Source organism: Streptomyces sp. NPDC050416 (genome assembly GCF_044458845.1).
Taxonomy (GTDB): Bacteria; Actinomycetota; Actinomycetes; order Streptomycetales; family Streptomycetaceae; genus Streptomyces.
Genome location: NZ_JBITII010000001.1, coordinates 58,746 through 83,207 on the forward strand (window position 1 = coordinate 58,746; position 24,462 = coordinate 83,207).

Annotated in this window: 23 protein-coding genes and 2 pseudogenes; 14 read left to right on the top strand and 11 right to left on the bottom strand. The window is 71.9% G+C overall.

Translation table 11 applies throughout. From position 1 onward, the window contains the following. The first annotated feature begins 195 nt into the window (after window positions 1–195). From ACIBL4_RS00290 to ACIBL4_RS00320, 7 genes are all read left to right on the top strand, one after another. Complete coding sequence (locus ACIBL4_RS00290) at window positions 196–660, top strand: MarR family winged helix-turn-helix transcriptional regulator (RefSeq protein ID WP_399404904.1); 465 nt, start codon at window positions 196–198, stop codon at window positions 658–660. An 87-nt stretch (window positions 661–747) separates the two neighbouring features. Continuing rightward, window positions 748–1,353, top strand: a complete 606-nt coding sequence (locus tag ACIBL4_RS00295) for a sulfite oxidase-like oxidoreductase (protein ID WP_399404906.1) — start codon at window positions 748–750, stop codon at window positions 1,351–1,353. After that, window positions 1,346–2,101, top strand: a complete 756-nt coding sequence (locus tag ACIBL4_RS00300; RefSeq protein ID WP_399404908.1) for a ferredoxin reductase — start codon at window positions 1,346–1,348, stop codon at window positions 2,099–2,101. Before ACIBL4_RS00295 ends, ACIBL4_RS00300 begins: the two co-directional genes overlap by 8 nt. 299 nt (window positions 2,102–2,400) lie before the next feature. After that, window positions 2,401–2,985 (top strand): hypothetical protein, encoded by a 585-nt coding sequence (locus ACIBL4_RS00305; RefSeq protein ID WP_399404910.1) that lies wholly within the window; start codon window positions 2,401–2,403, stop codon window positions 2,983–2,985. Between the two features lie 122 nt (window positions 2,986–3,107). Further along, window positions 3,108–4,076, top strand: a complete 969-nt coding sequence (locus ACIBL4_RS00310) for an acetylxylan esterase (protein WP_399404912.1) — start codon at window positions 3,108–3,110, stop codon at window positions 4,074–4,076. A 133-nt stretch (window positions 4,077–4,209) separates the two neighbouring features. Then, window positions 4,210–5,376 carry a serine hydrolase domain-containing protein gene (locus tag ACIBL4_RS00315; RefSeq protein ID WP_399404914.1) on the top strand — a complete coding sequence of 389 codons (1,167 nt, stop codon included), beginning with the start codon at window positions 4,210–4,212 and terminating at the stop codon, window positions 5,374–5,376. A gap of 130 nt (window positions 5,377–5,506) precedes the next feature. Then, a complete protein-coding gene (locus ACIBL4_RS00320) occupies window positions 5,507–6,292 on the top strand; it encodes a GntR family transcriptional regulator (RefSeq protein ID WP_399404916.1) in 786 nt (261 codons plus the stop codon). Here ACIBL4_RS00320 and ACIBL4_RS00325 read toward each other — a convergent pair. After that, window positions 6,228–6,803 carry a helix-turn-helix domain-containing protein gene (locus ACIBL4_RS00325; protein ID WP_399404918.1) on the bottom strand — a complete coding sequence of 192 codons (576 nt, stop codon included), beginning with the start codon at window positions 6,801–6,803 and terminating at the stop codon, window positions 6,228–6,230. The genes ACIBL4_RS00320 and ACIBL4_RS00325 overlap by 65 nt on opposite strands. Before the next feature lie 260 nt (window positions 6,804–7,063). Between ACIBL4_RS00325 and ACIBL4_RS00330 the strand changes: the two are divergent. The 3 genes and pseudogenes from ACIBL4_RS00330 to ACIBL4_RS00340 all read left to right on the top strand — a co-directional run. Next, window positions 7,064–7,555: pseudogene (locus tag ACIBL4_RS00330) on the top strand (alpha/beta hydrolase); the annotation flags it as partial. Window positions 7,556–7,616: 61 nt separating this feature from the next. Next, on the top strand, window positions 7,617–7,895 hold the full coding sequence (locus tag ACIBL4_RS00335) for a hypothetical protein (protein ID WP_399404920.1): 279 nt from the start codon (window positions 7,617–7,619) through the stop codon (window positions 7,893–7,895). Window positions 7,896–7,925: 30 nt separating this feature from the next. Then, window positions 7,926–8,747, top strand: a complete 822-nt coding sequence (locus tag ACIBL4_RS00340) for an alpha/beta fold hydrolase (RefSeq protein ID WP_399404922.1) — start codon at window positions 7,926–7,928, stop codon at window positions 8,745–8,747. Here ACIBL4_RS00340 and ACIBL4_RS00345 read toward each other — a convergent pair whose 3' ends face one another. Together ACIBL4_RS00345 and ACIBL4_RS00350 are read right to left on the bottom strand one after the other, a co-directional pair. Further along, window positions 8,748–9,473: a class I SAM-dependent methyltransferase gene (locus ACIBL4_RS00345; RefSeq protein ID WP_399404924.1), complete on the bottom strand. Its 726-nt coding sequence runs from the start codon at window positions 9,471–9,473 to the stop codon at window positions 8,748–8,750. 18 nt (window positions 9,474–9,491) lie between these two features. Further along, window positions 9,492–10,055 (bottom strand): PadR family transcriptional regulator, encoded by a 564-nt coding sequence (locus tag ACIBL4_RS00350; protein ID WP_399404926.1) that lies wholly within the window; start codon window positions 10,053–10,055, stop codon window positions 9,492–9,494. Between the two features lie 68 nt (window positions 10,056–10,123). On the opposite strand from ACIBL4_RS00350, the gene ACIBL4_RS00355 reads away from it, so the two are divergent. From ACIBL4_RS00355 to rho, 3 genes are all read left to right on the top strand, one after another. Then, complete coding sequence (locus ACIBL4_RS00355) at window positions 10,124–10,522, top strand: nuclear transport factor 2 family protein (RefSeq protein ID WP_399404928.1); 399 nt, start codon at window positions 10,124–10,126, stop codon at window positions 10,520–10,522. 68 nt (window positions 10,523–10,590) lie between these two features. Continuing rightward, window positions 10,591–11,418: a methyltransferase gene (locus ACIBL4_RS00360; RefSeq protein ID WP_399404930.1), complete on the top strand. Its 828-nt coding sequence runs from the start codon at window positions 10,591–10,593 to the stop codon at window positions 11,416–11,418. Between the two features lie 251 nt (window positions 11,419–11,669). Beyond that, window positions 11,670–12,806: a transcription termination factor Rho gene (gene rho / locus ACIBL4_RS00365; RefSeq protein WP_399404932.1), complete on the top strand. Its 1,137-nt coding sequence runs from the start codon at window positions 11,670–11,672 to the stop codon at window positions 12,804–12,806. A 50-nt stretch (window positions 12,807–12,856) separates the two neighbouring features. Here rho and ACIBL4_RS00370 read toward each other — a convergent pair whose 3' ends face one another. Continuing rightward, the gene (locus ACIBL4_RS00370; protein WP_399404934.1) at window positions 12,857–15,013 is read right to left on the bottom strand and encodes an FG-GAP repeat domain-containing protein; all 2,157 of its coding nucleotides are present in this window, start codon (window positions 15,011–15,013) and stop codon (window positions 12,857–12,859) included. Window positions 15,014–15,314: 301 nt separating this feature from the next. Here ACIBL4_RS00370 and ACIBL4_RS00375 point away from each other — a divergent pair. After that, window positions 15,315–16,079: pseudogene (locus ACIBL4_RS00375) on the top strand (D-alanyl-D-alanine carboxypeptidase family protein); the annotation flags it as partial. A 59-nt stretch (window positions 16,080–16,138) separates the two neighbouring features. Here the strand turns inward: ACIBL4_RS00375 and ACIBL4_RS00380 are convergent. The 7 genes from ACIBL4_RS00380 to ACIBL4_RS00410 form a co-directional block, all read right to left on the bottom strand. Next, window positions 16,139–17,395, bottom strand: a complete 1,257-nt coding sequence (locus tag ACIBL4_RS00380) for a glycosyltransferase family 87 protein (protein WP_399404936.1) — start codon at window positions 17,393–17,395, stop codon at window positions 16,139–16,141. 328 nt (window positions 17,396–17,723) lie between these two features. Further along, the gene (locus ACIBL4_RS00385) at window positions 17,724–18,647 is read right to left on the bottom strand and encodes a glutaminase (RefSeq protein ID WP_399404938.1); all 924 of its coding nucleotides are present in this window, start codon (window positions 18,645–18,647) and stop codon (window positions 17,724–17,726) included. Between the two features lie 44 nt (window positions 18,648–18,691). Continuing rightward, window positions 18,692–20,104 (bottom strand): aspartate ammonia-lyase, encoded by a 1,413-nt coding sequence (gene aspA / locus ACIBL4_RS00390; RefSeq protein ID WP_399404940.1) that lies wholly within the window; start codon window positions 20,102–20,104, stop codon window positions 18,692–18,694. A gap of 121 nt (window positions 20,105–20,225) precedes the next feature. Then, the gene (locus ACIBL4_RS00395; protein WP_399404942.1) at window positions 20,226–21,242 is read right to left on the bottom strand and encodes an asparaginase; all 1,017 of its coding nucleotides are present in this window, start codon (window positions 21,240–21,242) and stop codon (window positions 20,226–20,228) included. Window positions 21,243–21,274: 32 nt separating this feature from the next. Continuing rightward, the gene (locus ACIBL4_RS00400) at window positions 21,275–22,717 is read right to left on the bottom strand and encodes an amino acid permease (protein ID WP_356926811.1); all 1,443 of its coding nucleotides are present in this window, start codon (window positions 22,715–22,717) and stop codon (window positions 21,275–21,277) included. Next, the gene (locus ACIBL4_RS00405; protein WP_399406517.1) at window positions 22,714–23,391 is read right to left on the bottom strand and encodes a FadR/GntR family transcriptional regulator; all 678 of its coding nucleotides are present in this window, start codon (window positions 23,389–23,391) and stop codon (window positions 22,714–22,716) included. The genes ACIBL4_RS00400 and ACIBL4_RS00405 overlap by 4 nt, the downstream gene beginning before the upstream one ends. A gap of 189 nt (window positions 23,392–23,580) precedes the next feature. Beyond that, window positions 23,581–24,417, bottom strand: a complete 837-nt coding sequence (locus ACIBL4_RS00410; protein WP_399404944.1) for an undecaprenyl-diphosphate phosphatase — start codon at window positions 24,415–24,417, stop codon at window positions 23,581–23,583. Between the last annotated feature and the right edge of the window lie 45 nt (window positions 24,418–24,462).

A 24,462-nucleotide genomic window follows, 5' to 3' on the forward strand; every position in this document is an offset into this window, starting at 1 on the left:
GAGCACCCGGGCTGACACAGCGGTAATGGGTCTCACCTCCTCGGTCTGCGTCGGCCGGGGTCCGTCCACAGCCGGACGGCAACACTACCCGACGGCCCGGCAGGCCGGTACGGCACCTGGTCGGCCGCCCCGCCGACGGGTGGTTGGGCCATGCAACGATGGAGGGCCGGAGGACGACGTGGTGAGGGAGGTCCGATGAAGCCTGCCGATGCCGTGGAGACGATCCAGCGGGAGATGACGGTCTTCGCGCGCCGTGCCCGTGCCGCGGCCGGGCGGATGCACCCGGAGCTGTCGCTGGTGTCGTACACGCTGCTCGGGCACCTGGAGGAGAGCGGCGGGTGCCGTGCCACCGACCTGGCCGCCCACTACGCCCTGGACAAGTCCACCGTCAGCCGCCAGGTGGCCGCGCTGGAACGCGCCGGTCTGATCGAACGCCGCCCCGACGCGCAGGACCAGCGTGTCCTGGTGCTGCATCTGACGGAAGCCGGCCGGCGCGTGCTGGCCCGGGTCACCGAGAGCCGCCGGGCGGTCTTCCGGGAGCGGCTGGCGGACTGGCCGGCCGAGGACCTGGCGCGATTCGCCGACTACCTCACGCGCTACAACACGGGCCCCGGTCCCGGCCGGCCCGACCAGGAGGGCACCGCCCGTACGCACGACTAGGCGCACAGCCCACGTACCGTTGAGCACGCAATCACTGAGTACGCCGGCCCGGCGGGGCACCGTCGGCCCGGCCCGGAGGCACACCGCATGCACATCACCCGAGGCTTCACCGGGCGCCCACGCGTGGACGACCCCGGTCTGCCGCCCGGTCAGTACGACGCGGGCGACGACTGGCCCGTCCTGTCCGCCGAGGTCACTCCAGACCTCGGATCCGCCGACTGGACGTTCCGTATCGACGGACTGGTGGACGAGCCCCGCACCTGGGACTGGGACGAGGCGCACCGGCTGCCGCCGTCGGTGTACGAGGGCGCCATCCACTGTGTGACGGGCTGGTCGAAGTTCGGGGTGCGGTTCGCGGGGGTGTCCCTGGACGCGTTCTTCGATGTGGTCCGGCCCCATGGGTCGGCGACCCATGCCGTCGCCTACGCGCACACCGGCTACACGACGAACCTCCCGCTCGCCGACCTGACCGGCGGGCGCGCCTGGATCGTGTGGGAGTACGACGGCAGGCCGCTCGCCCCGGAGCACGGCGGCCCGGCGCGGCTGCTGGTGCCGCACCTGTACTTCTGGAAGAGCGCCAAGTGGATAGCGGGCCTGCGGATCCTCGACCACGACGAGCCGGGTTTCTGGGAGCGGAACGGCTATCACGAGCGGGGCAACCCCTGGGAGGAGCAGAGGTACTCCGGTGACTGAGACGTTCGTGCCTCCCACGCGGTTCGCCGTGCCCGGGCGCATCGCGGTGAGCGAGCAGGCCGCCTCCGTGTGGCAGACCGCGACGCTCACCGAGATCCGGCGCGAGACCGCGCGTGCCGCCACCTTCCGGTTCGCCGTGCCCGGCTGGCCGGGGCACCTGCCCGGCCAGCACCTGATGGTGCGGCTGACCGCCGAGGACGGCTACGCGGCCCAGCGCCACTACTCGATCGCGTCCGCGCCGGACGACTCCGGGCACGTCGAACTGACCCTGGATCACGTCGAGGGCGGCGAGGTCTCGGGCTGGTTCCACACCGTCGCCCGGCCCGGCGACCAGGTCGAAATGCGCGGCCCGGTCAGCGGGTTCTTCGCCTGGCCGGGTGACCGGCCCGCGCTGCTGATCGGTGCCGGCTCCGGCGTCGTGCCGCTGATGTCGATGGTCCGGCACCACCGGGCGCGGAACCTGACCGTGCCGCTGCGCCTGGTGGTGTCCGCGCGCAGCCCGGAGGACCTCGTCTACGCCCGGGAGTTCGGCCCTGAGACGACGCCCGTGTTCACCCGGAGCGCGCCGGTGGGTGTGGCGGTGGGACGTATGGCGGCCGCACATGTGGCGCCGCTCCTGGCCGAGCAGCCTTCCGGTGGGTGGGAGGCCTATGTGTGCGGCTCCAACTCCTTCGCCGAGCACGCCTCCCGAGTGCTCGTGACGGCGGGTCAGCCGGTGGACCGCATCCGGATCGAGCGGTTCGGCTGACCTGCACGGCGGCTCATCCCCTCGTGGCGTCAGCTGCCTCTCCCCCGGCGGTGTCCCAGGTGGCGTGCGGCACGCCACAGGGACGCGCCCCGGTGTTTCACCGCGGCGGCCCCGGGCACTCCGGCCGCAGGGCTCCGGCACGCGGCGACCCGGGCCGTGCCGGGCGATCGATGTGGGTCGGAGGGGGTACCTGCCCCGTGTGGACACTCGCACGCGTGACGTGACGTGGAGGGAGCGGCGGCGCCGCCACCGCACGGCCGGTCCGGCCCTCCGGCCGCGGTGACGGCGAGGAGGTCGACATGCGAACCCGGGTGCGCGGCTGGCGTTGGCGGCGCAGTCCGCTGCGGCGCCGGTCGGATGTCGTCGAGGCGTGGACCGTGCTGGTGGTCGCCGTCCTGATCCTGGTGGGCGCGCCTCTGGCGGGAGCGACCGCCGCCTGGTGGGCCCATGGCGAGGCGCGGTCGCTCTCGGCGGAGCAACGGGCCGAGCGTCACCGCGTCCGTGCCGAGGTCATCGGCAGGAAGGGCGACTCGGTGCCGTCGGTGCAGGCCGACGGGCGGCACGCGTACCGGGCCACCGTGCGCTGGACCGAGCCGGGCGAGGGCACGCGCACCGCGACGGCACGGGTCCCCGGGGGCACCCGGCCGGGTGAGACCGTGGACGTGTGGTTCGACTCGCGGGGGCGGAGTGTGGCCCCTCCGGTGGACGGCACGGCGGTCTGGCAGCACACCCTCACCATGGGCACGTGCGCCGCGGGCGGTGTGGTGCTCGTGGTGCTCCTCGGCCACTCCGTCGTACGCCGGGTCGCGCTGCGCCGCCGACTGGCCGAGTGGGAGCGGGAGTGGGCCCGTACGGAGCCGGAGTGGACGCATCGCGGCGCCTGACGGGGCCGACGCACGGCAGGTGAACGGGCTGCGGCAAAAGGCCTGGCGAGTCCTCCGGGCCCACACGTAGTGTGATCATCCGCACTGTCTCCGCAGCCGTTCCTCACCCAAGGCGGTCCTACATGGCCCTGTTCGACCTTCCTCTCGACGAACTCCGCGAGTACCGCAGCGCGTCCACCGAACCCGAGGACTTCGACGCGTTCTGGTCCAAGACGCTCCAGGAGGCGCGCGAGCACGACCTGGACGCCCGTTTCGAGCCGGTCGACACCGGGCTGACGACTGTGCAGGTGTTCGACGTGACGTTCGCCGGGTTCGGCGGGCATCCGGTCAAGGGCTGGCTGACAGTGCCGGCGGTGGCGGACGGCCCGCTGCCGCTGGTCGTGGAGTTCATCGGGTACGGCGGAGGACGCGGGCTGCCCCACGAGCATCTGCTGTGGGCGTCCACGGGCCGGGCGCACTTCGTGATGGACACCCGCGGGCAGGGCAGCGCCTGGGGAGGGGGCGGGGGCACGGCGGACCCGGTGGGCGGCGCGCCCGCGTACCCCGGTTTCATGACGCGCGGTATCGACTCGCCGGAGAACTACTACTACCGCCGGGTGTTCACGGACGCCGTGCGTGCCGTGGAGGCGGCCCGCTCGCACCCGCTCGCCGACCCGGCGCGCACGGTCGCCGTCGGCGGCAGCCAGGGCGGCGGCATCACGATCGCGGTGGGCGGCCTGGTCCCGGACCTGGCGGGCATAGCGCCGGACGTGCCGTTCCTGTGCGACTACCCGCGCGCGGCGACCCTCACGGACCGCCACCCGTACCGGGAGATCGGCCTGTACCTCAAGACGCACCGTGGCCGTACCGAGCAGGCGCTGCGCACCCTCTCCTACTTCGACGGCGTCCACTTCGCCTCCCGCGGCCGGGCCCCCGCGCTCTTCTCGGCCGCCCTGGAAGACCAGACCTGCCCGCCCTCGACCGTCTTCGCGGCCTTCAACGCCTGGAGCCACGAGGACAAGACGATCGAGGTCTACGACTTCAACGACCACGAGGGCGGCGGTCCCTTCCAGCAGGAGGCCAAGCTGCGCTGGATGCGCTCCTACGTCTGACCCCGCCGCCGGCCGGCGACTGATCCCGGCCGTTTCGGCGGCGGCAGTCTTCCACCGAGTCCGACCAGTCGGTACGTTCTTCGCGCCCGGGCCGCACCTCTGCGGCCCGGCCCGGTGAGGGGTGGAGGGGCTCATGCCAGAGCACGAGGCACAGGTGCGCGGTCACTGCGACGCGCGTTTCACAGCGGTGCGCACGGCGTTCGAGGAGAACTTCCGGGAGCGGGGCGAGCTGGGTGCCGCGGTGGCCGTCACCGTCGGCGGCAGGACCGTGGTGGACCTGTGGGGCGGCTGGGCCGACGCGGCACGCACCCGCCCGTGGGGTGAGGACACGCTGGTCAACGTGTGGTCGACGACCAAGGGGCCGGTGGCGCTGTGCGCGCACATCCTGGCCGACCGGGGACTGCTGGATCTCGACGCGCCGGTGGCCGCGTACTGGCCGGAGTTCGCCGCCGCGGGCAAGGAGAAGGTGCTCGTCCGGCACTTGCTGTCCCACCGCGCCGGCCTGGCCGGGCTGCGTGAACCGCACTCGCTGGAGCAGCTCCGCGACTGGGAGCTGACCACCCAGCGGCTCGCGGCGACGCAGCCCTGGTGGGAGCCGGGGACCACGTCCGGCTATCACGCGCTGACCTACGGCCATCTGGTCGGCGAGGTCGTCCGGCGGGTGTCGGGGCTGCTGCCCGGAGCCTTCCTGGAGCAGGAAGTGACCGGGCCGCTCGGCATCGACTTCCGCATCGGCCTGCCGGAGGAAGACTCAGGGCGGGTGGCCGAGCTGGTCCAGCCTCCGGTCGCGGCCGGCAGTGAACAGGCCGCCGTCTTCGCCCAGTTGGCGCCCGCGGCGATCGCCGCGCTGACCAACCCCGCGGTGTCCGCCGCCGAGGCCGTCACGCCCGGGTGGCGGGCCGCCGAGATTCCCGCGGTGAACGGGCACGGCACCGCGCGCGCGGTCGCCGAGCTCTACGGCGTCTTCGCAGGGCGCGGCTCGTACGGGGGCAAGCGCGTCCTGTCGCCCGAGGCCGCCGAGCGGGTGCGGGAGGGCCAGGGCAGCTGCCGGGATCTGGTGCTCGGCGCCGGGTTCGAGGGCGAGACCGAGGCGGGGCTCGGTCTGTGGCTCAGCGGATCCAACGGCTCCTACGGACCCAACCCGCGCGCTTTCGGTCATGACGGCTTCGGCGGCTCCTGCGGACTCGCCGACCCGGAGGCACATGTGTCGATGGGGTACGTGATGAACCGCATGGGGCCTCATATCGCGAACGACCCGCGCAAGATGGCGCTGGTCGACGCCCTGTACAGCGCTCTGTGACGGCCGGGGCGGGCGGGCCGGTTTCGGCCGAACCGCCCGGCCGCCCTTCCCGGCTGGTTTAGACCAATGCTAGACCTGGTGGCGCACCGAGCCCGCACGGCTACCGAACGTCATCAACAGGAGGCGCGGCATGGCCCGCACCACCCCGCACGACCACCCGCCGGCCGAAGGAGAGCCCCTGTACCGGCGGATCGCCACGGAGCTGCTCGGCGAACTGCGCGACGGCACCGTGCCGCCCGGTGAACGGCTGCCGGGCGAGCGGCGGCTGGCCGGGCACTTCGGGGTCAGCCGGGAGACCGTACGGCAGGCGCTGGAGCTGCTGCGCCGCGACGGCCTCGTCGCCACCGACCGGCGCGGCAGCCACGCCACCCTGCCCGGCCTGCCGGTCGAGACCCCGGCCTCGCTCACCTTCCCGGTCGGCGCCCGGGCCGCGACCCCGGGCACGGTCGCCCGCGCCACCGTGGCCTGGGAACCGCCCCCGCCGGACCACGCGGAGGCCCTCGGGCTGGCTCCGGGCCGGCCGACCCTGATCCACCGCTACCGGTACGCTACGGCCGACGGACGCGGGCTGCGTACCGCCGTGACGTCCTTCTCCGCCGTGGCCCTAGCGGAGGTGGAGGAGCTGGCCCGCTACCGCGACCGCGCCGACGGCACCGCCACCGCCCATCTGCGGCGGGCCTACGACTGGATGCGCCGGGCCGGTCTGACCCTGCACCACCGCGACGCCATCACCCCCCTCGCGAGCACGCCGTCGGTACGGGTCACCCGGCGCGTGCACGACCAGTACGCGCGCCCGCTGGAGATCACCGACCTCGTGGTGGACGCCCAACGGGACGCCCTTGTCTACGAGTTCACGCTCCCGGGCCGGACGCCGACGCCCGCCACCGCCGGGGCGTCACACCGTACGCGGCCTTGAAGCGGCGCGTGAAGTGGCTGGGATCGGTGAAACCCCAGGCGCGGGCAACCGAGGCGATCGTCCGGGTGCGCCCCACCGGGGAGACCAGGGCGGCGCGGGCACCCTCGAGGCGCTGCTCGATGATCCACTGCTCCAGGCTCAGTCCGGCCTGCGCGCACAGGCGGTACAGAGCGCGCACCGAGATGTTGTGGGCGTGTGCGACGCGGGCGGCCGTGAGGTCCGGTTCCGTCAGATGAGTGCGGGCGTAGGCGAGGACGCGCTGGAGGAGGGTCTCGGCCAGGGCGGGCCGGGCGTGGGCGTCCACACCGGCGGCCGAGGTGAGCAGCGCGCGCACGAGTTCCACCGTGGCCGTGCCGAGGGCAGCCGCACCCGGGTCGCCCGCGAGGGTGTCGGCATCGGCGTGGAGGCGGGCGATGTGCCCGCGGACCATGTCGTACAGCGGACTGGCCCGCAGCCGCTCGGCGCCCCGGCGGACGATGTGCGGCGGCACGGCGAGGAGGTCGTACGGCACCTGGAGTGCCCGTGCGCCGCCCCTGCCCGACCACGCGAACTCGTACGGGATCGCCAGGCCTCCACCCGCTCTTCCCCAGGCAGTTCCGCCGGGTCCAGAAGGATCATCCCCAGTCTCCTCCGCCCCGGCACGGTGAGTCGAGAACTGGGCACCGTGAGCCGGTGCGTCCACCGCGTCCGCTGCAAGTATCGGCCAGAGGTGAACGTCCTGTGCGTGTGTACAGGGTGACCGAGACCGAGAATCCAGGGGGGAACGACCGGATGAGCACACATGACGAGGAACTGATCGAGCGCGCCAACGCCGCCGACCGTACGCCCGTCGTCTTCGTCCACGGCCTGTGGCTGCTGCCGAGCAGCTGGGACCACTGGGCGGAGCACTTCGAGCAGGCCGGGTACGCCCCGGTTCTCGCTGTCCTGGCCCGACGATCCCGGCACCGTGGAGGAGGCCAACCGGCATCCCGAGGTCTTCGCCGGCAAGACGGCGGGCAGGTCGCCGGCCATCTCGCGGAACTGATCGGCGGGCTGAAGCGCAAGCCGGCCGTCATCGGTCACTCGTTCGGCGGACTGCTCACGCAGATTCTCGCCGGGCGGGGTCTGTCCGCCGCCTCGGTCGCGATCGACCCGGCGCCGTTCCGGGGCGTGCTGCCGCTGCCGGTGTCGTCACTGCGCTCGGCGGCGCCGGTGCTCACCAACCCGGCCAACCGCAGCCGCGCCGTGCCGCTCACCTTCGCCCAGTTCCGGTACGGCTTCGCCAACGCGGTGAGCGAGGAGGAGGCCCGGCAGCTGTACGAGACGTTCGCCGTGCCGGCGCCGGGTGCTCCGCTTTTCCAGGCGCACGGCGAACCTCAACCGATGGACCGAGGCGAAGGTCGACACCGCCCATCCGGAGCGCGGGCCGCTGCTGATCATCTCGGGCGAGAAGGACCACACCGTGCCGTGGGCGCTGTCGAACGCCGCGTACCGGCGCCAGCGGCGCAATCCGGGGATCACGGAGATCATCGAGATGAAGGACAGGGGGCACGCCCTGACGATCGACCACGGCTGGCGGGACGTGGCGGACACCGCCCTGACGTTCGTACGGCGCTTCGTCTGATCGCGTCCCACCCCAGCGAGAGGATTCCCCATGAGCACGTTCACCACGTCCGACGGAACAGAGATCTACTACAAGGACTGGGGCGAGGGGCAGCCCGTGGTGTTCAGCCACGGCTGGCCCCTCAACGCGGACGCCTGGGACGGACAGGCGCGGCTGGTCGCCGAGCACGGGTTCCGGGCGATCGCGCACGACCGCCGCGGGCACGGCCGCTCGGGTCAGCCGTGGCAGGGCAACCACATGGACCGGTACGCCGACGACCTGGCCGAGCTGATCGAGGCGCTGAACCTCGCCGACGCGGTCCTGGTGGGCCATTCGACCGGCGGCGGCGAGGTGGCCCGGTACATCGGGCGGCACGGGACCGCGCGGGTCGCCAAGGCCGTGCTGCTTGGCGCGGTGCCGCCGCTGATGGTGCGGACGGAGGCCAATCCGGAGGGCACTTTGAAAGATGTCTTCGACGGGATCCGCGCGGCCGTGGCGGCGGACCGCTCGCAGTTCTACTGGGATCTGAGCGAGAGCTTCTACGGCTTCAACCGGCCCGGGGCCGCCGTGTCGGAAGGCATGCGGCGGGCGTTCTGGATGTGGAGCATGCAGGTGGGGCTGAAGGGCGCCTACGACTGCGTCGCGCAGTTCTCGGAGACCGACTTCACCGAGGACCTCGGGCGGATCGACGTGCCGACGCTGGTCGCGCACGGCGACGACGACCAGATCGTGCCGATCGGCGCCTCGGCGCAGCGGACCGCCCAGCTCGTCAAGGACGCGACGCTGAAGGTGTACCCGGGCGCCCCGCACGGTCTGGTGGGCGACTTCGAGCAGGCATTCAACAACGATCTGCTGAACTTCCTGCGCGGCTGACTAGTCCGGCGTCCGGGCGACGACGAGCCGCACGCGCGGGCTGCCGTCCCGTCGCCGCCCGAACTCCGGCAGCGCGTGGAGGTCCACCCGGAAGCCGGCCCTGGCGAGCTCACGCCGTACGTCCCCGAAGCGGAACGCGCGGTAGTACATGACGAACGGCGGCCGCCACAGCGCGTTGCGCACCCGCATCACCGTGTCGAAGCCGAGCAGCGTCCAGTAGCCGAGCGAGCCCGGGCGGGGTGGCGCGACCAGCGGAAACGCGAAGCGGCCGCCCGGCCGCAGGACCGAGCGGACCTGCGTGAACAGTCCGGGCAGCTCGCGGGGCAGGAAGTGCCCGAAGGCCCCGAAGCTCACCACCAGGTCGAAGACGGGCCCGAAGGGCAGGGCACGGGCGTCCGCGCGGACGAAGGAGACCGGCGGCCCGGTCGGCCGGACCCGCTCCCGGGCCACGTCGAGCATGCCCGCACTGAAGTCGACCCCGACGACCCGCTCCCGGCACACTCCCGCAAGCACGCCGACGCCCGCGCCGGTGCCGCAGCACAGGTCGAGCCCGGTGTCGAAGGACCCCGTCCGCCGCAAGGCCGACTCGACCGCGCCGAGGACCGCGTCGGGCGTCCGGAAGGGGGTGTGGTCGAACTTCGGCGCGAGGAGGTCGTAGCCGCGTTCGACGGACGACAGCGCCTGAACGGCAAGCTCGCGCAGACTGGGGCCTTCGGGGCTGAACATCGGCTCAGACTAATCGGCTCAGGCCAGGGGAGCTCGCTGCTTGAGGATCGTGAGGACACGCGCGCACCAGCGGAGGTTCTCCCCCTCGTAGGCGATGCCCGCCATCAGCGTGAGGTACGGGCCGATGCGGTCGGCCTCCCGCAGGTACTCCTCCTCGGTGCGGCCGGCCAGGAGGCGTTCGCGGACTCGCTCGTAGCGGGCGAGCTTGCCGCGCGACCAGGCCTCGCGCTCCTCGACCAGCGCGCGGGTGGCGTCGGGGTCCACGCCGTCCATGGCCTGGATCTTGATGAGGAGTTCGTCGCGGATGGCGGTGGGACGGCGGGGCGGTGTGGCGGCGAAGGCTCGCAGGTCCTGGCGGCCCGCCTCGGTGAGCGTGAACATCCGCTTGTCGGGCCGCCGTTCCTGGCGTACGACCCTCGCCTCGATCAGCCCGTCCTGCGCGAGCCGCTCCAGCTCCCGGTAGAGCTGCTGCGGGGTCGCGGCCCAGAAGTTCGCGAGCGACACGTCGAACACCTTGGACAGCTCGTAGCCCGAGGCCTCGCCCTCCAGGAGAGCGGCCAGCACGGCGTACTTGAGAGACATATGGACACCGTATCAACAGTTGTTTAATCTACTCCGCACCTACTCAATTAATTGACCAAGGCGGTTCGATGCGTGCATTCCGTGAGGCGGTCGAGGCACTCGACCTCGACGCCGCCGAGGCGCTGCTGGCGCCGGACGTCGTCTTCACCAGCCCGGTCATGTTCAAGCCGTACACCGGCAAGCCGATCACTGCAGCGATCCTGCGCGCCGTCTCCGGTGTCTTCGAGGACTTCCGCTACGTGCGCGAGATCAACGACGTGAACGGCCGTGACCACGCCCTGGTCTTCACCGCCCGCGTGGGCGACCGGGAGCTCAGCGGCTGCGACTTCATCCACGTCGACGACGACGGGCTCATCGACGAACTGACGGTGATGGTTCGCCCGTTGTCGGCGGCTCAGGCGCTGGCGGCGGCCATGGGCGCGCAGTTCGAGCGGATCGCCGAGGAGGCACGGGCGCGCTCGATGTGAGCGACACGGCCGGGTCTGTTTCCCGCGTTCTGCCGCCGGTCGCGGCCCGCCGGCGGTTGGATGTCCTCATGACGTCCGTCGATCACGACCGGCTGATGCGGGCCAACCAGGCGAACTGGGACGCCCGCACGCCCGTCCATCTCGCCAGCCGGTTCTACGGTCTCGACCAGGACTCCAACCCCGAGCGCTGGTTCGCGCCCTGGGAGTGGGAGGACCTCGGCGAGCTGGCCGGCCGTGACGTGCTGCACCTGCAGTGTCACCTGGGCACCGAGACGATCGCCTTCGCACGGCGCGGCGCCCGGGCCGTCGGCCTCGACTTCTCCGAGGCATCCGTGGCGGCGGCGACCGGCATCGCCGCGAAGGCGGACGCGGACGTGACGTACGTCCGGGCGAACGTGTACGACGCCGAAGAGGCCCTGGACGGGCGGCGGTTCGACGTCGTCTACACCGGCAAGGGCGCCCTGTGTTACCTGCCGGACCTGGACCGGTGGGCGCAGGTCGTCGGCCGGCTCCTGCGTCCGGGCGGCCGCTTGTACGTCGTCGAGTTCCACCCCCTGCTCAACTCGCTCGGCCCGAAACCCGCTCCGGGCGAGGGCCCCGAGCTGCTCCTGCGCCACGACTACCTGGGCGGCGGCGGTCCCGTGCACCGGGACGCGACCCACACGTACACGGACGGCCCGGCCGTCGAGGGCGCCACGGACAGTTACGAGTGGATGCACGGAATGGGCGAGGTCGTCAACGCGTTGACGGAAGCGGGACTGACCGTCCGGCGGCTGCGGGAAAGCGACGAACTGCCCTGGCCGCGCTGGCCGCGGATGGCCCGTACGGAGTCCGGCTGGTGGCGGCTGACCGAGCCGCGGATCCCCCTGCTGTACGGGCTGTTGGCCACCCGCTGACGCACATCTCTCTCCCCCGTCGCCCCGTCGGGTGGTAGTCTGCGAACAGCACTCGTGCACGCCCCTCTCTGTGTGGGCGCCGGTGCGGTTCTTCCTCTCCTCTCCATCATTTCCGGCATCTCGACGAACTCTGTCGTACCCGAGGTGCTGTTCCCCCGCCGCCGGAGGCGTGCCCCAGGCCCCTCCGTTCGCGGCTCTCTCCCTTCCCTTCGCATGTCCCCTGCCTGCCGTCCGTGAAAGGACACCTCACCATGACCACCACACTCGACACCCCTCCCGCCCAGCGGCAGTCCGAGCCCCGGACCGCCCTCGGCGTCCTCGACATCGACGCGAGCGGGAAGGGGTATCTGCGCGGCGAGAACTGCCTGCCCGCGCCCACCGACCCCGCCGTCTCCCCCGCCCTGATCCGCCGCCACGGCCTGCGCAAGGGCGACCTCGTCGAGGGCACCCTGGGCGACCGAAGCGCTCTCACCGACGTCGCACGGGCCGACGGCCGTACGCCCGCGGAACTGCGCGGCCGACGGCACTTCCGGGACCTGACGCCCCTGCATCCGCATGAGCGCCTGCGTCTCGAACACTCGGCCGCCGGACTGGCCGGCCGGGTCGTCGGCCTGATCGCACCGGTCGGCAAGGGCCAGCGCGGGCTTCTCGTGGCCCCGCCCAAGACCGGCAAGACCGTCATCCTGCAGCAGCTCGCGGCCGCCGTCACCGGCAACCATCCCGAGTGCCGGCTGATGATGCTGCTGCTCGACGAGCGGCCCGAGGAGGTCACCGACATGCGGCGCAGCGTGCGGGGCGAGGTGTACGCCTCGCCCTTCGACCGGAGCGCCCGGCAGCACATCGCGCTCGCCGAGCTCGTGATCGAGCGAGCCAAGCGGCTCGTCGAGGCCGGCGAGGACGTCGTGATCCTCCTCGACTCCCTCACCCGGCTGTGCCGGGCGCACAACAACGCCGCCGCCTCCGGGGGCCGCATCCTCACCGGGGGCGTCGACGCGTCCGCGCTGACCGGCCCGAAGCGGTTCTTCGGCGCCGCCCGGTCGGCCGAGGAGGGCGGTTCCCTCACGATCCTCGCGACGGCGCTGGTGGAGACCGGTTCCCGGGCCGACGACTTCTACTTCGAGGAGCTGAAGAGCACGGGCAACATGGAACTCCGCCTGAGCCGCGAACCGGCGTCCCGCCGCGTGTTCCCGGCCGTCGACATCATCCCCTCCGGCACCCGCCGCGAGGAACTCCTCCTGCCTCCGGCCGAGTTGGCGGCGGTCCACGGCCTGCGGCGCGTACTGCAGAACCGGGACGGGCAGGGCGCCCTGGAGACCCTCCTGGAACGCATGCGCGAGACCCCGGACAACGCGACGTTCCTGCGGCGCATCCAGCCGACGCTGCCCTAGGGTTGCCCTACGGCTGCCCTAGGGAAGCGTCTCCGCCCGGATCCGTGCCGTCAGGAGATGCGGATGTCCGACCAGTTCGTGGTCTTGCCGACCTGGGACCGGTCGTCGAAACCGCCCTTGCCGTTGCCCCGGTTCAGCCAGGCCCGGCCGTCCTTGTCGAGTGAGACCAGGTCGGACCGGCCGTCGCCGGACAGGTCGAGTCCGCCGACCACGTCCTTGTAGGAAGTGCCCCAGTCCTTGAAGACCAGCGACCGCGGCTTGAAGGTGCCGGCGCCGGTCCCGTCGAACCGCCACAGCTCGTTCGACGCGTCGATGGCCAGCAGGTCGTTCTTGCCGTCACCGCCCAGGTCTCCCGCGGCGATGAGCCTCTTGTAGCCGCCGAAGCCGGACCCGGCGAGCGCTCGGGCCTTGAAGCCGCCCGCGCCGTTGTTCGCGTACACGTACAGCTTCCCGGTCGAGGCGGACCGGGTCAGCAGGTCCGCCCTGCCGTCACCGGTCACGTCGCCGGGCGAGACGACCGCGTTGTACGCGCTCCAGTCCGAGGAGACCTTCACGGAGAACGACTGCTGGTCGGGCAGCCCGCCGCCGCAGATCGTCGGGTGGACGCGGGCCTCGCCCTTCGGGGAGCGGACGAACACGTCGTTGCAGCGGTCGCCGTCGAGGTCACCGAAGGGCAGGACGAGCGTGCCCGTCGGCCAGCCGGTCGCGCGCTGTCCCGCGGTCAGCTTCGTCGCGTCACCCGCGTACACCTTGAGCCCGGCGCTGTCCCGGCCGAACAGGTCGGGCTTGCCGTCGTCCGTGTAGTCACGCCACTTGGGCAGCGCGCGGGCGGTGGTGGTGGCCTGGTACACGCCGTCCAGGACGGTGTTGTTCGTCTCGCCCCGCAGGTACTCGTCCCACAGCACGACGGGCCGGCCGAGCGCGTCGGCGGCCATCTGCGGCGGCCCGGCGAACTGGGCGCTCTTCGCGCTCAGCCGCCGGGGGGTGGACCAGGTGCCGCCCTTGAAGACGGCGGCCATCGTGTACTCCTCGTACGAGTAGCCCTCCCGCCACGTCACCGTGACCGTGCCGCCGGAGGTGGCGACCGCGGCGACATCGCGCACCTTCTTGTGGGTGGAGAAGCGCTGCGCGTACGACCGCCAGAGGCCGGTGGCCGCCGAACGCACCGCGTACCAGGGGGTGGTGGGCCCGCCGGCCACGAAGAGGTCGCCGTTGGGCAGGTGGACGGGCGCCGTCATCCTGTACGTGCTGCCACGGCTGTCGGCGGACTGCGGCGTGCTCCACTGCGTTGCGCCGGCGGGCCGACGGGAGTGCATGAGGTGCGCCAGATCGTCGTAGAAGACGTCGAAGCCGCCCTGCGGAACGGCGAACACCTTCGGGCGCACGAAGTCCTTGTCCGGGACCGGGAAGCCCTGGACCGCGGTCCAGGCGGACGCGCCGGAGGCCTTCTCCAGGGCGACGACGGCCCTGCTCGCCTGCCACTGCCACACCAGCAGGGCGGTGCCGTCCTCGGCGACCGCCAGGTCCATGTTGGCGATGTCGCGGCGGCCGGACGGCGGCTGCTCGTTGAGGTCGGCCGGAGCGGTCCACGCGGCCTGCGGACCGGCCTTCTCGGCGGCCCTCACGACACCGGAGACCACCCACACGGCGACCAGCCGGCCGTCGGGGGATGCCGCCAGGTGGTGGTAGCCCTTCTCGGGGACCGCGGCGACGTACTCGGGCTCGGAGAAGGCGGTCGCGCCGGGGGTGAGGGTGGCGACCTTCAGCCAGTGGTTGCCGTGGTCGTCGGCGCGCTTGGCCCGCCAGGCCAGGCGCACCGAGCCGTCGCCGAGCGCAACCAACTCGGTGCTGTACAGGCCGGCGTCCGGCCAGGCCTGCGGGGTGAGCCAGCGGGTGCTGCCTGCGGGCCGGATCCGGGTGGCACGCCCGTCGTGGGTGAGGGAGACGAGGGCGCCGTCCCCGGCCGACACCAGGGCACTCAGCCCGCCCGAGGCTGCACCTGGGTCGGGGGCCGGGGCGTGGAGGGCGCGGGTGCCCCACGGGCCCGGCGCACGCGTCTCGACGGCGGCCGTGGCGGTGCCGGCGGTGGTGGCCGTGGCGGTGGTGTTCGCCGTGGCGGTGGTGTCGGCGGCGGCCGGGTCGGCGGCAGCCAGAGCGAAGACGGGAGTGAGCGCGATGCCGAGCACCGCGCGGGACTGCGAAGTCATGGGAATGCCCCCCCGGGCAGGACGAATCGGTTGGCACGGATTCGCCGAACTGTTCGAACAAGTCTGACGCAGCGTATATCAACCAAGATCGTCCCGCGTGAGGGAATTCGGGAACTCCCTCCCCGTGCCCGGCGGGGTTCGGCGCCGTACGTGCGGCATCCGGGTGCTCGCGCGCGATGTCCGGCCCGGTCGTCGCGGTGCGGAGGGCATCCGTTTCTACGTTGCTCATATGATCAACGGATTCTCTTCCCGGGTGGCCGCGTCGACCTGTGCGCTCTGTACGGCGGGGCTGCTGGCCGTGATGCCCGCCGCGGCGGCCCGTTCCAGCGGGGCGGAACCCAGTCCGCCGGCCGGGCCGAGGGCGGCGGCCCCGCACCCCTCGCTGCTGTACCGCCCCGGCACCCAGGTCCGCCCGCGCGCCGGGGCGCCCCGCCTCCCGGAGACCTCCGCGCTGTCCTGGCTGGTGGCCGACGCCCGCACCGGCGAGGTGCTCGCCGCCCACAACGCGCACCGCAGGCTGCCCCCGGCCAGCACCCTGAAGACCCTGTTCGCCCTCACGGTGCTGCCCACACTGCCGGCCGGCATCCGGCACACGGTCCGCGCGCGGGAGCTCCGGGGCATCGGGGCCGGCAGCAGCATGGTCGGGGTCACCGAGGGCCGTACCTACCGGGTCGCCGACCTGTGGCGGGGCGTCTTCCTCAACTCCGGCAACGACGCCGTGCACGTCCTGGCCGAACTCAACGGCGGCTGGCGGGTTACGGCGCAGCGGATGCAGGCCAAGGCCCGGTCCCTCGGCGCCCGCGACACGCATGTGGTCTCCCCGGACGGCTACGACGCGCCGGGCCAGGTGTCGTCGGCGTTCGATCTGGCGGTCTTCGGCCGCGTCGGGCTGCGCAACCCCGACTTCGCGCGGTACTGCGCCACCGTCGAGGCCAGATTCCCGGGCGGCGGAGACTGGTCGTACCCGATCCGCAACACCAACCGGCTGCTCAGCGGCGCCCGTGGCGTGCAGCCGTACCGGGGGCTGATCGGCATCAAGAACGGCTACACCAGCAAGGCGGGCAACACCCTCGTCGCGGCGGCACGCCGCGACGGGCGCACTCTCGTCGTGACGGTGATGAACCCTCAGGAGGGCGGCGGCTCCGCGGTGTACGAGGAGGCCCGCTCACTGCTCGACTGGGGCTTCGAGGCGGGCAGCCGGGTCGAACCGGTGGGTTCGCTCGACACGTCGAAGCCCGCGGAGCGACCGGCCGCGGCGACTCCGCCCGCTGTCGCGACCGCCGTCCCGAAAGAGGCCGGTTCCGGCTGGACGGAAGCGGGGCTGATCGCGGGTGCCGCCGGGCTGGGCGCGGTGGTCGTGGTGCTGGTGCTGCGACTGCCGGTCCGCCGTTCCGGAGACTGCTGACCGGCCGGCAGCCACAGGAGCAAGCCCAGGGTGATCCAGGCGTAGGCGTTGCTGCCCAGGAAGCCGTCGACGCCGGACGCGTCGTCGAACCACAGCCACACCACGCTCGTACACAGCACCGCGTACAGGACCCCTGCGATCCTGGTGTGCCCGGTACGGACCAACACGGCGAAGGACGGCAGCAGCCACACGAGGTGGTGCACCCAGGTGACCGGGCTGACGAGACAGGCGGCGAGGCCGGTCAGGGCGAACGCCGCCGCCCAGTCCCCCGCGGCGACCGCCCGGCGGGCCCGCAGTGCCCACACGCCGAGGACCAGCAGGGCCGCCGCGGCCCACACGGCCCGGTCCGTCTCGCCCAGCCGGGCCAGGATGCCCTGCACCGACTGGTTCGAGACGTAACCGAGGCGGCCCACCCGGTTGGTGTCCCACAGCGCCTCGGTCCAGTAGAAGCGCGAGGCGTCGGGGTCCACCGACGCCGCGAGGGCCGTGGCACCGAGGGCGACGGCCGTGGCGACCGCCGCCGCGCGCCACCTCCGGGCCACCAGCAGCAGAGCGATGAACAACGCCGGCGTGAGCTTGATCGCGGCCGCCAGCCCGATGCCGATGCCCGCCCAGCGTGTGCGTCCGCCGGCGAGCAGCGCCGCGTCGGTGAGCACGAGCGCCAGCAGCAGAAGGTTCACCTGGCCGAAGCTGAAGGTGTCACGCAGCGGCTCGAACAGTGCGAGGAAGCAGGCAGTCACGGCCCAGCCGTACCAGCCGGGGCGCCGCCAGGCGGGGCCGGCGAGCAGCCGCAGGATCAGGGCCAGGGCCGCCACGTTGAGCAGCAGCGCGGCGGCGATCGCGGTGCGCAGGTCCAACAGGGCCATCGGCAGCATGACGACGGCTGCGAACGGCGGGTAGGTGAAGCCGTACACCGTGCCGGGGACCCGGTAGTCGGGGCAAGAGGTCGCGTACGGGCAGGGCTCCGGCCGTCTCACCTCCTGCCGCGAGGAAGGCGGTGCCGGCCAGACCGAGTATCTGGCAGCGGCGGAGATCGACGGGGAAAGCCATGGCCAACACTCGGGCAGCGTGTCAACGTGGGGTGGCCTCACGGCGACGTGGAGCCCTCTGGACGGGAGCGGGAGTGTGACCGGCCGGTGATCAGGTGCGGGGCGGTGGGGGCCGGCGAGCATCTGCCGGGAGCGGTGGTGTGCGGAGTGCGGGCTCGTCGTGGCTTGTCGCGCAGTTCCCCGCGCCCCTGAAGGCATGACCCCGACGCCCGCCGAGATGCGAAGGCATGACCCCGACGTCCGCTGAGATGTTCCGTCAGAACACCGACAGGCCCGTCAGCGTCGTGAATCGGTCCAGGGCCGCCACACCGGCCACCGAGTTGCCCCGTTCGTCCAGGCCGGGGCTCCACACGCAGAGCGTGCAGCGGCCCGGGACGACCGCGATGATGCCGCCACCCACGCCGCTCTTGCCGGGCAGGCCCACGCGGTAGGCGAAGTCGCCCGCCGCGTCGTACGTGCCGCAGGTCAGCATGATCGCGTTGATCTGCTTGGCCTGGCTGAGGGTGAGTAGGCGGGTGCCGTCGGCGCGTATGCCGTGCCGGGCGAGGAAGGCCGTGGCCAGGGCGAGGTCGGCGCAGGACGCCGCGATCGAGCACTGCCGGAAGTACTCGTCGAGCAGGACCGGCACTGGGTTGTCGATGTTGCCGTAGGACGCCATGAAGTGGCCGAGCGCGGCGTTGCGGTCGCCGTGCGCCGACTCGGACGCGGCGACCTCCTGATCGAAGGTCAGGTCCGCGTTGCCGCTCTCCGCCCGCAGGAACGCCAGCAGTTCGCCCGACGCGTCGCCGCTACGGGTGTGCAGCCGGTCGGTGACGACGAGGGCGCCCGCGTTGATGAACGGGTTGCGCGGGATGCCGTTCTCGTACTCCAGCTGGACCAGGGAGTTGAAGGGGTTGCCGGACGGCTCGCGGCCGACGTGTTCCCACAGGGCGTCGCCCTCGCGGGCCAGGACGAGGGCGAGGGTGAAGACCTTGGTGATGGACTGCGCGGAGAAGGGCCGCCGCCAGTCCCCCACCCCGTACACCGTGCCGTCCGGCTCGGCGACGGCCATGCCGAAGCTGCGTGGGTCGCGGGCGGCGAGCGCCGGGATGTAGTCGGCGGGCCGGCCCCGGCCGGGTGTCCGCTCGATCTCCTCGGCGATGCGCTCCAGGACCGGCTGGAAGGTCGTCGACGACGTCATGATCCGATTGTCCCTCCGTGCCGGTCCCGGTGCGCTCGCGTGCGTCAGGCCACCGGAGCCGGGCCGCTGCCCGCCAGGACCTCCGGGCGCAGCAGCCCGGCGAGGGTCTCGGCGGGCAGCAGGCCCTTCTCCAGGACGAGTTCGGCCACGCCCCGGCCGGTGGCGAGGGCTTCCTTGGCGATGTCGGTGGCGGCCGTGTAGCCGATGTGCGGGTTGAGGGCGGTGACGAGGCCGATGGAGTTCTCGACACTCGCGCGCAGCGCCTCGGTGTTGGCGGTGATGCCGGCCACGCAGCGCTCCGCGAGGGTGAGGCAGGCGGCACGCAGGTGCGTGATGGACTCCGACAGGGAGTGCAGGATGATCGGCTCGAAGGCATTGAGCTGGAGCTGTCCGGCCTCGGCGGCCATCGTTATGGTGACGTCGTTGCCGATCACCTCGAAGGCGACCTGGTTGACGACCTCGGGGATCACCGGGTTGACCTTGCCCGGCATGATCGACGAACCGGCCTGCACCGGCGGCAGATTGATCTCGCCGAGCCCGGCACGCGGCCCGGAGGACAGCAGCCTGAGGTCGTTGCAGCTCTTGGAGAGCTTGACCGCGATGCGCTTGAGCACACCGGACATCTGGACGAAGGCGCCGCAGTCCTGGGTGGCCTCGACCAGGTTGGCCGCTGTCACCAGGGGCAGGCCCGTGATGGCCGCGAGGTGGCGGCGGGCCGACTCGGCGTATCCGGCGGGGGCGTTGAGGCCGGTACCGATCGCCGTGGCGCCGAGGTTGATCTCATGGATCAACTGGACGGCCTCGGCAAGACGGGACCGGTCCTCGTCCATCATGACGGAGTAGGCGGAGAACTCTTGACCCAGCGTCATGGGTACCGCGTCCTGCAACTGTGTACGGCCCATCTTGAGCACGTCGCGGAACTCGACGGCCTTGCGGGCGAAGGCCTCCTGGAGGACAGCCATCGCGTCGAGCAGCCCGCGCACCGCGAACACCGTCGCGATCTTGACGGCGGTCGGGTAGACGTCGTTGGTGGACTGGCCGAGGTTGACATCCTCGTTGGGGTGCAGGTACCGGTACTCGCCTTTGGCGTGGCCCAGCAGTTCCAGCGCCCGGTTCGCGACGACCTCGTTGGCGTTCATGTTGGTGGAGGTGCCGGCGCCGCCCTGGACGACGTCGACGACGAACTGGTCATGCAGCTTGCCGTCGCGGATCTCCCGGCAGGCGGCGACGATCGCGGCGGCCTTCTTCGGGTCCAGCAGCCCGAGTTCCTCGTTGGCGAGGGCGGCGGCCTCCTTGACGGCGGCCAGCGCGTCGATCAGGTGCGGATAGGCGGAGATGGTCATGCCGGTGATGGGGAAGTTCTCCGTGGCCCGCAGGGTGTGCACACCCCAGTAGGCCTCGGCGGGAACATCCCGGTCCCCGAGCAGATCGTGTTCGGAACGGGTGGCGGCGGTCATGAGCGAGGGTCCTCTTTCTGAGGGAAGCGAGGGTGGGTGTGCACCCCTTCAGGGGCGCGGGGAACTGCGCGATCAGCCACAGGGGACCCGCAGCCGCCGGACGGGAGAACCCGGCACATCGTCAGGCGCGGGCAGCACCGGCAAGCGGTTCCAGCGAGCGAACGGGCCGCACACGCCCGACCTCCCGGCCACCGCCCAGCAGCGGCTCGCCCTGGAACTCGGTGAGCAGCTCCGGGTCGACGCCCGCCCGGGCCAACGCGGCGGCAGCCACCGGCACCCGCGCCCGATTCGCACCGTCGGCGATCTTCACCGAAACGGCCCGCCCATCGGCCAGCGCAGCGACCTGCACGCCCTCGAAGCCGTCCTTGGTCAAGAGCCCCGGCACCGCCCGCATCATCGCGGCGACGTCCCGGCCGGAGCCGGAGGCCATCTCGGCGTGCTCGCGCATCGCGTCTGCGACGCGGGCCTCGGGCGTGCCCGGCGCGGCGGTGACGATCCGGGCCGTGGCCCGGGCGAGGCCGTGCAGGGAGATGGAGAACAGGGGCGCGCCGCAGCCGTCGACGGTGACCCGGGCGATGCGCTGCCCGGTGAGGTCCTCGACGATCTCGGCGATGGCCTGCTGGAGCGGGTGGCCGGGGTCCAGGTAGTTCTCCAGCGGCCAGTCGTTGAGGGCGCAGGTGTAGAGCATGGCCGCGTGCTTGCCGGAGCAGTTCTGCGCGAGCCGCGAGGGCAGCCGGCCCTCGCGCACCCAGGCGTCCCGGACGACCGGGTCGAACGGCAGGTCCGGGACGTTGCGCAGGTGGTCCTCGGTGAGCCCGGCGAGTTCGAGGATGCGCCGGGTACCGGCGAGGTGGCGTTCCTCGCCGGAGTGGCTGGCCGCGGTCAGCGACAGCAGCTCGCCGTCGAGCGGCAGCCCGGCCCGGGCCATGGCCACGGCCTGGACGGGCTTGATCGCGGAGCGGGGGTAGAAGGCGGCCTCGATGTCTCCGATCTGGAGCTGGACCTCTCCGTCGGCGCCGAGGACGACGACGGAGCCGTAGTGGATGCCTTCGACGATTCCGCCGCGTACGAGGTGGGCGACGGGGGTGTGGACGGGTTCACGGACAAGGGGTGCGTCCGCGAGGGAACTGCTGTACATCACTGCCTGCTTCTCATGGAGCGGCGCGTTCCTCACGCGTCGGCTCCGGTGGTGGACGTGCGCGCGACACGGCCGCGGACGGCGAACCATCCGGCGACCAGTGCCCCGACGATCAGCGGCAGGCACAGCACGGTGGTGCGTCCCGCGCCGCCGTCGGCGTACATGAGGACCAGGACGGAGGCGAGGAACGCCAGCGTCACGAGCTCGGTCCAGGGGGAGCCCGGCAGCCGGTAGCCCGGGCGGGTCAGCTCGCCCTTCTGGGTCTTCTGCCAGAAGAGGAGGTGACAGATCATGATCATGCCCCAGGTGGCGAGGATACCGATCGCGGCGAAGTTCAGCACGATCTCGAACGCCTCGGCGGGCACGACGAAGTTGAGGCCGACGCCCAGCACGCAGATGCCGCTGGTGAGCAGGATGCCGCCGTAGGGGACCTGGCTGCGGCTCATCACGGACGTGAACTTCGGCGCGGATCCGGCCATGGCCATGGAGCGCAGGATGCGGCCGGTGGAGTACAGGCCGGAGTTGAGGGAGGACATCGCGGCGGTGAGGACCACGAGGTTCATCACGTCGCCGGCCGCCGGGACGCCGATGTTGGACAGCACCGTGACGAAGGGGCTCTCCCCCGCCGTGTACTTGTTCCAGGGCAGCAGCATCGACAGCAGGACGACGGAGCCGACGTAGAACACGCCCACGCGCCACATGATCGAGTTGATCGCCTTGGGCATGATCTTCTCGGGGTTCTGGGTCTCACCGGCCGCGACGCCGACGAGCTCGACGGAGGCGTAGGCGAAGACGACGCCCTGGATGATCAGCAGCATGGGCAGCAGGCCGTGCGGGAAGAGGCCGCCGCTGTCGCTGATGAGGGACGGGCCGGGGCTGTGGCCGTCGACGGGGTGCTGGGTGACCAGCAGGAAGATGCCTATGCACATGAAGACGACGAGCGCGCCGACCTTGATGATCGCGAACCAGAACTCCAGCTCGCCGAAGATTTTCACCGAGATCAGGTTCACGGTGAGCACGACCGCCAGCGCGATGAGCGCGATCACCCACTGCGGGATGTCGGAGAACATGCCCCAGTAGTGGGTGTAGGTCGCGACGGCGGTGATGTCGGCGATGCCGGTGGTCGCCCAGTTGAGGAAGTACATCCAGCCCGCGGTGTAGGCGCCCTTCTCGCCCATGAACTCGCGGGCGTACGACACGAAGGCGCCGGAGGAGGGCCGGTAGAGGACGAGTTCGCCGAGGGCGCGCACGACCAGGAAGGCGAAGAGGCCGCAGACCGCGTAGGCGATGAAGAGGGAGGGGCCGGCGTCGGCGAGGCGGCCGCCGGCTCCGAGGAAGAGCCCGGTGCCGATGGCGCCGCCGATGGCGATCATGTTGACGTGCCGGGACTTCAGGGACTTGCTGTAGCCGGCGTCTCCGGCGTCGACATGGCCGGAACGTTTCTGCACTCCTTCGTGCAGGGACTGCTCGCTCACGCCTCGGGTCCGCCTTCCATGGGGGTGTCCGTGCGCGCGGGGCGCACGATGTCGGTGAGGGTCGTCTCGACCCGGTCGAGGTGGTGGGCCATGGCCTCCACCGCGTCGTTCTCGGAACCGTCCATCAGCGCCTCGACGATCGCCCGGTGCTCGCGGTTGGACTGCTCGCGGCGGCCGCCCAGCTCGTTGAGGAAGGCGGACTGGCGGGCCAGCGCGTCCCGGATCTCCTCGATGACCCGGCGGAAGACCGGGTTCTGCGCGGCCTCGGCCACGGCGAGGTGGAACAGCGTGTCCATCGCGACCCAGGCTGTGGTGTCCGTCTCCCGTTCCATCCGGTCCAGCAGGTGGGCCAGGTGGTCGAGGTTCTCCGGGGTGCGGCGCCGTGCCGCGTACCCGGCGACCGGGATCTCGACGTGGCGGCGCACCTCCAGCAGGTCGCTGGCCGAGTAGTCGCCGAAGGTGGGGTCCTCGACGGTGCTGGCGACGACGAAGGTGCCCTTGCCGGTCCTGGAGACGGTCAGGCCCATGGTCTGCAGGGCGCGCAGCGCCTCGCGCAGCACGGGCCGTGAGACCTCGAGGGTGCGGCAGAGTTCCGCCTCGGAGGGGAGCTTGTCGCCGATCGCGTAGTCGCCGCGCTCGATGGCGTCGCGCAGATACGCCAGCACCGCTTCCATGGCGCTGACGCGCCGCACGGGCTGTCCGGCTGTCCGGCTGTCTGACAGGTTCACGGTGGCGATCCTGCGGGTCGAGGGAGGCGCCTGTCAAGAGGTCGCAACGAAACGTCCAGAGGGCCGCAAGACCGCGTTCACGCGCCCGGCCCCCTCGCCGTGGCGACAGCCCGGCCCCCTCGCCGTCGCGACCGGTCAGCCGGTGAGCACACCCGCCCCGAGCAGGCCGAACAGCAGCACGCCCACGACGATCCGGTAGATCACGAAGGCGTTGAAGGAGTGCTTGGCGACGAACTTCAGCAGCCAGGCGATGGAGCCGTAGGCCACCACGAAGGACACGAGCGTGCCGACGGCGAGCGGGGCCGCGCCCACGCCGGTGCCCAGGGCGTCCTTGAGTTCGTAGAGGCCGGCGCCGGTCAGGGCGGGGATGCCGAGGAAGAAGGAGAGCCGGGTGGCGGCGACCCGGTCCAGGTCGAGGATCAGCGCCGTGGACATGGTGGCGCCGGAGCGGGAGAAGCCGGGGAAGAGCAGGGCGAGGATCTGGGAGCTGCCGACGAGCATGGCGTCCTTGAAGGAGGTGTCGTCCTCTCCGCGCTTGTGCCGGCCCATCTGGTCCGCCGCCCACATCACTCCGCTGCCGGCGATCAGCGAGCCGGCCACCACCCACAGCGAGGCCAGCGGGCCCTCGATGAGCGGCTTGGCGGCGAGTCCGACGGCGACGATCGGGATCGTGGCGCAGATGACCCACCAGGCGAACTTGTAGTCGTGGTGGTAGCGCTCCTCGCGGTCGCGCAGACCCCTCCCCCATGCGGAGACGATCCGCACGATGTCCTTGAAGAAGTACACGAGCACCGCGGCGATCGCGCCGACCTGGATGACGGCCGAGAACCCGACCACGGCGTGATCGTCGACGGGGATGCCCATGAGCCCTTCGACGATCTTCAGATGCCCGGTGGAGGAGACGGGCAGGAACTCGGTCACCCCCTCGACGGCTCCGAGGACGATGGCCTGACCGACGCTGATGACGCTCATGGGATCCAGTTCTGTGCGAGGAGAGACGGGCGTGGAGAGCACCGT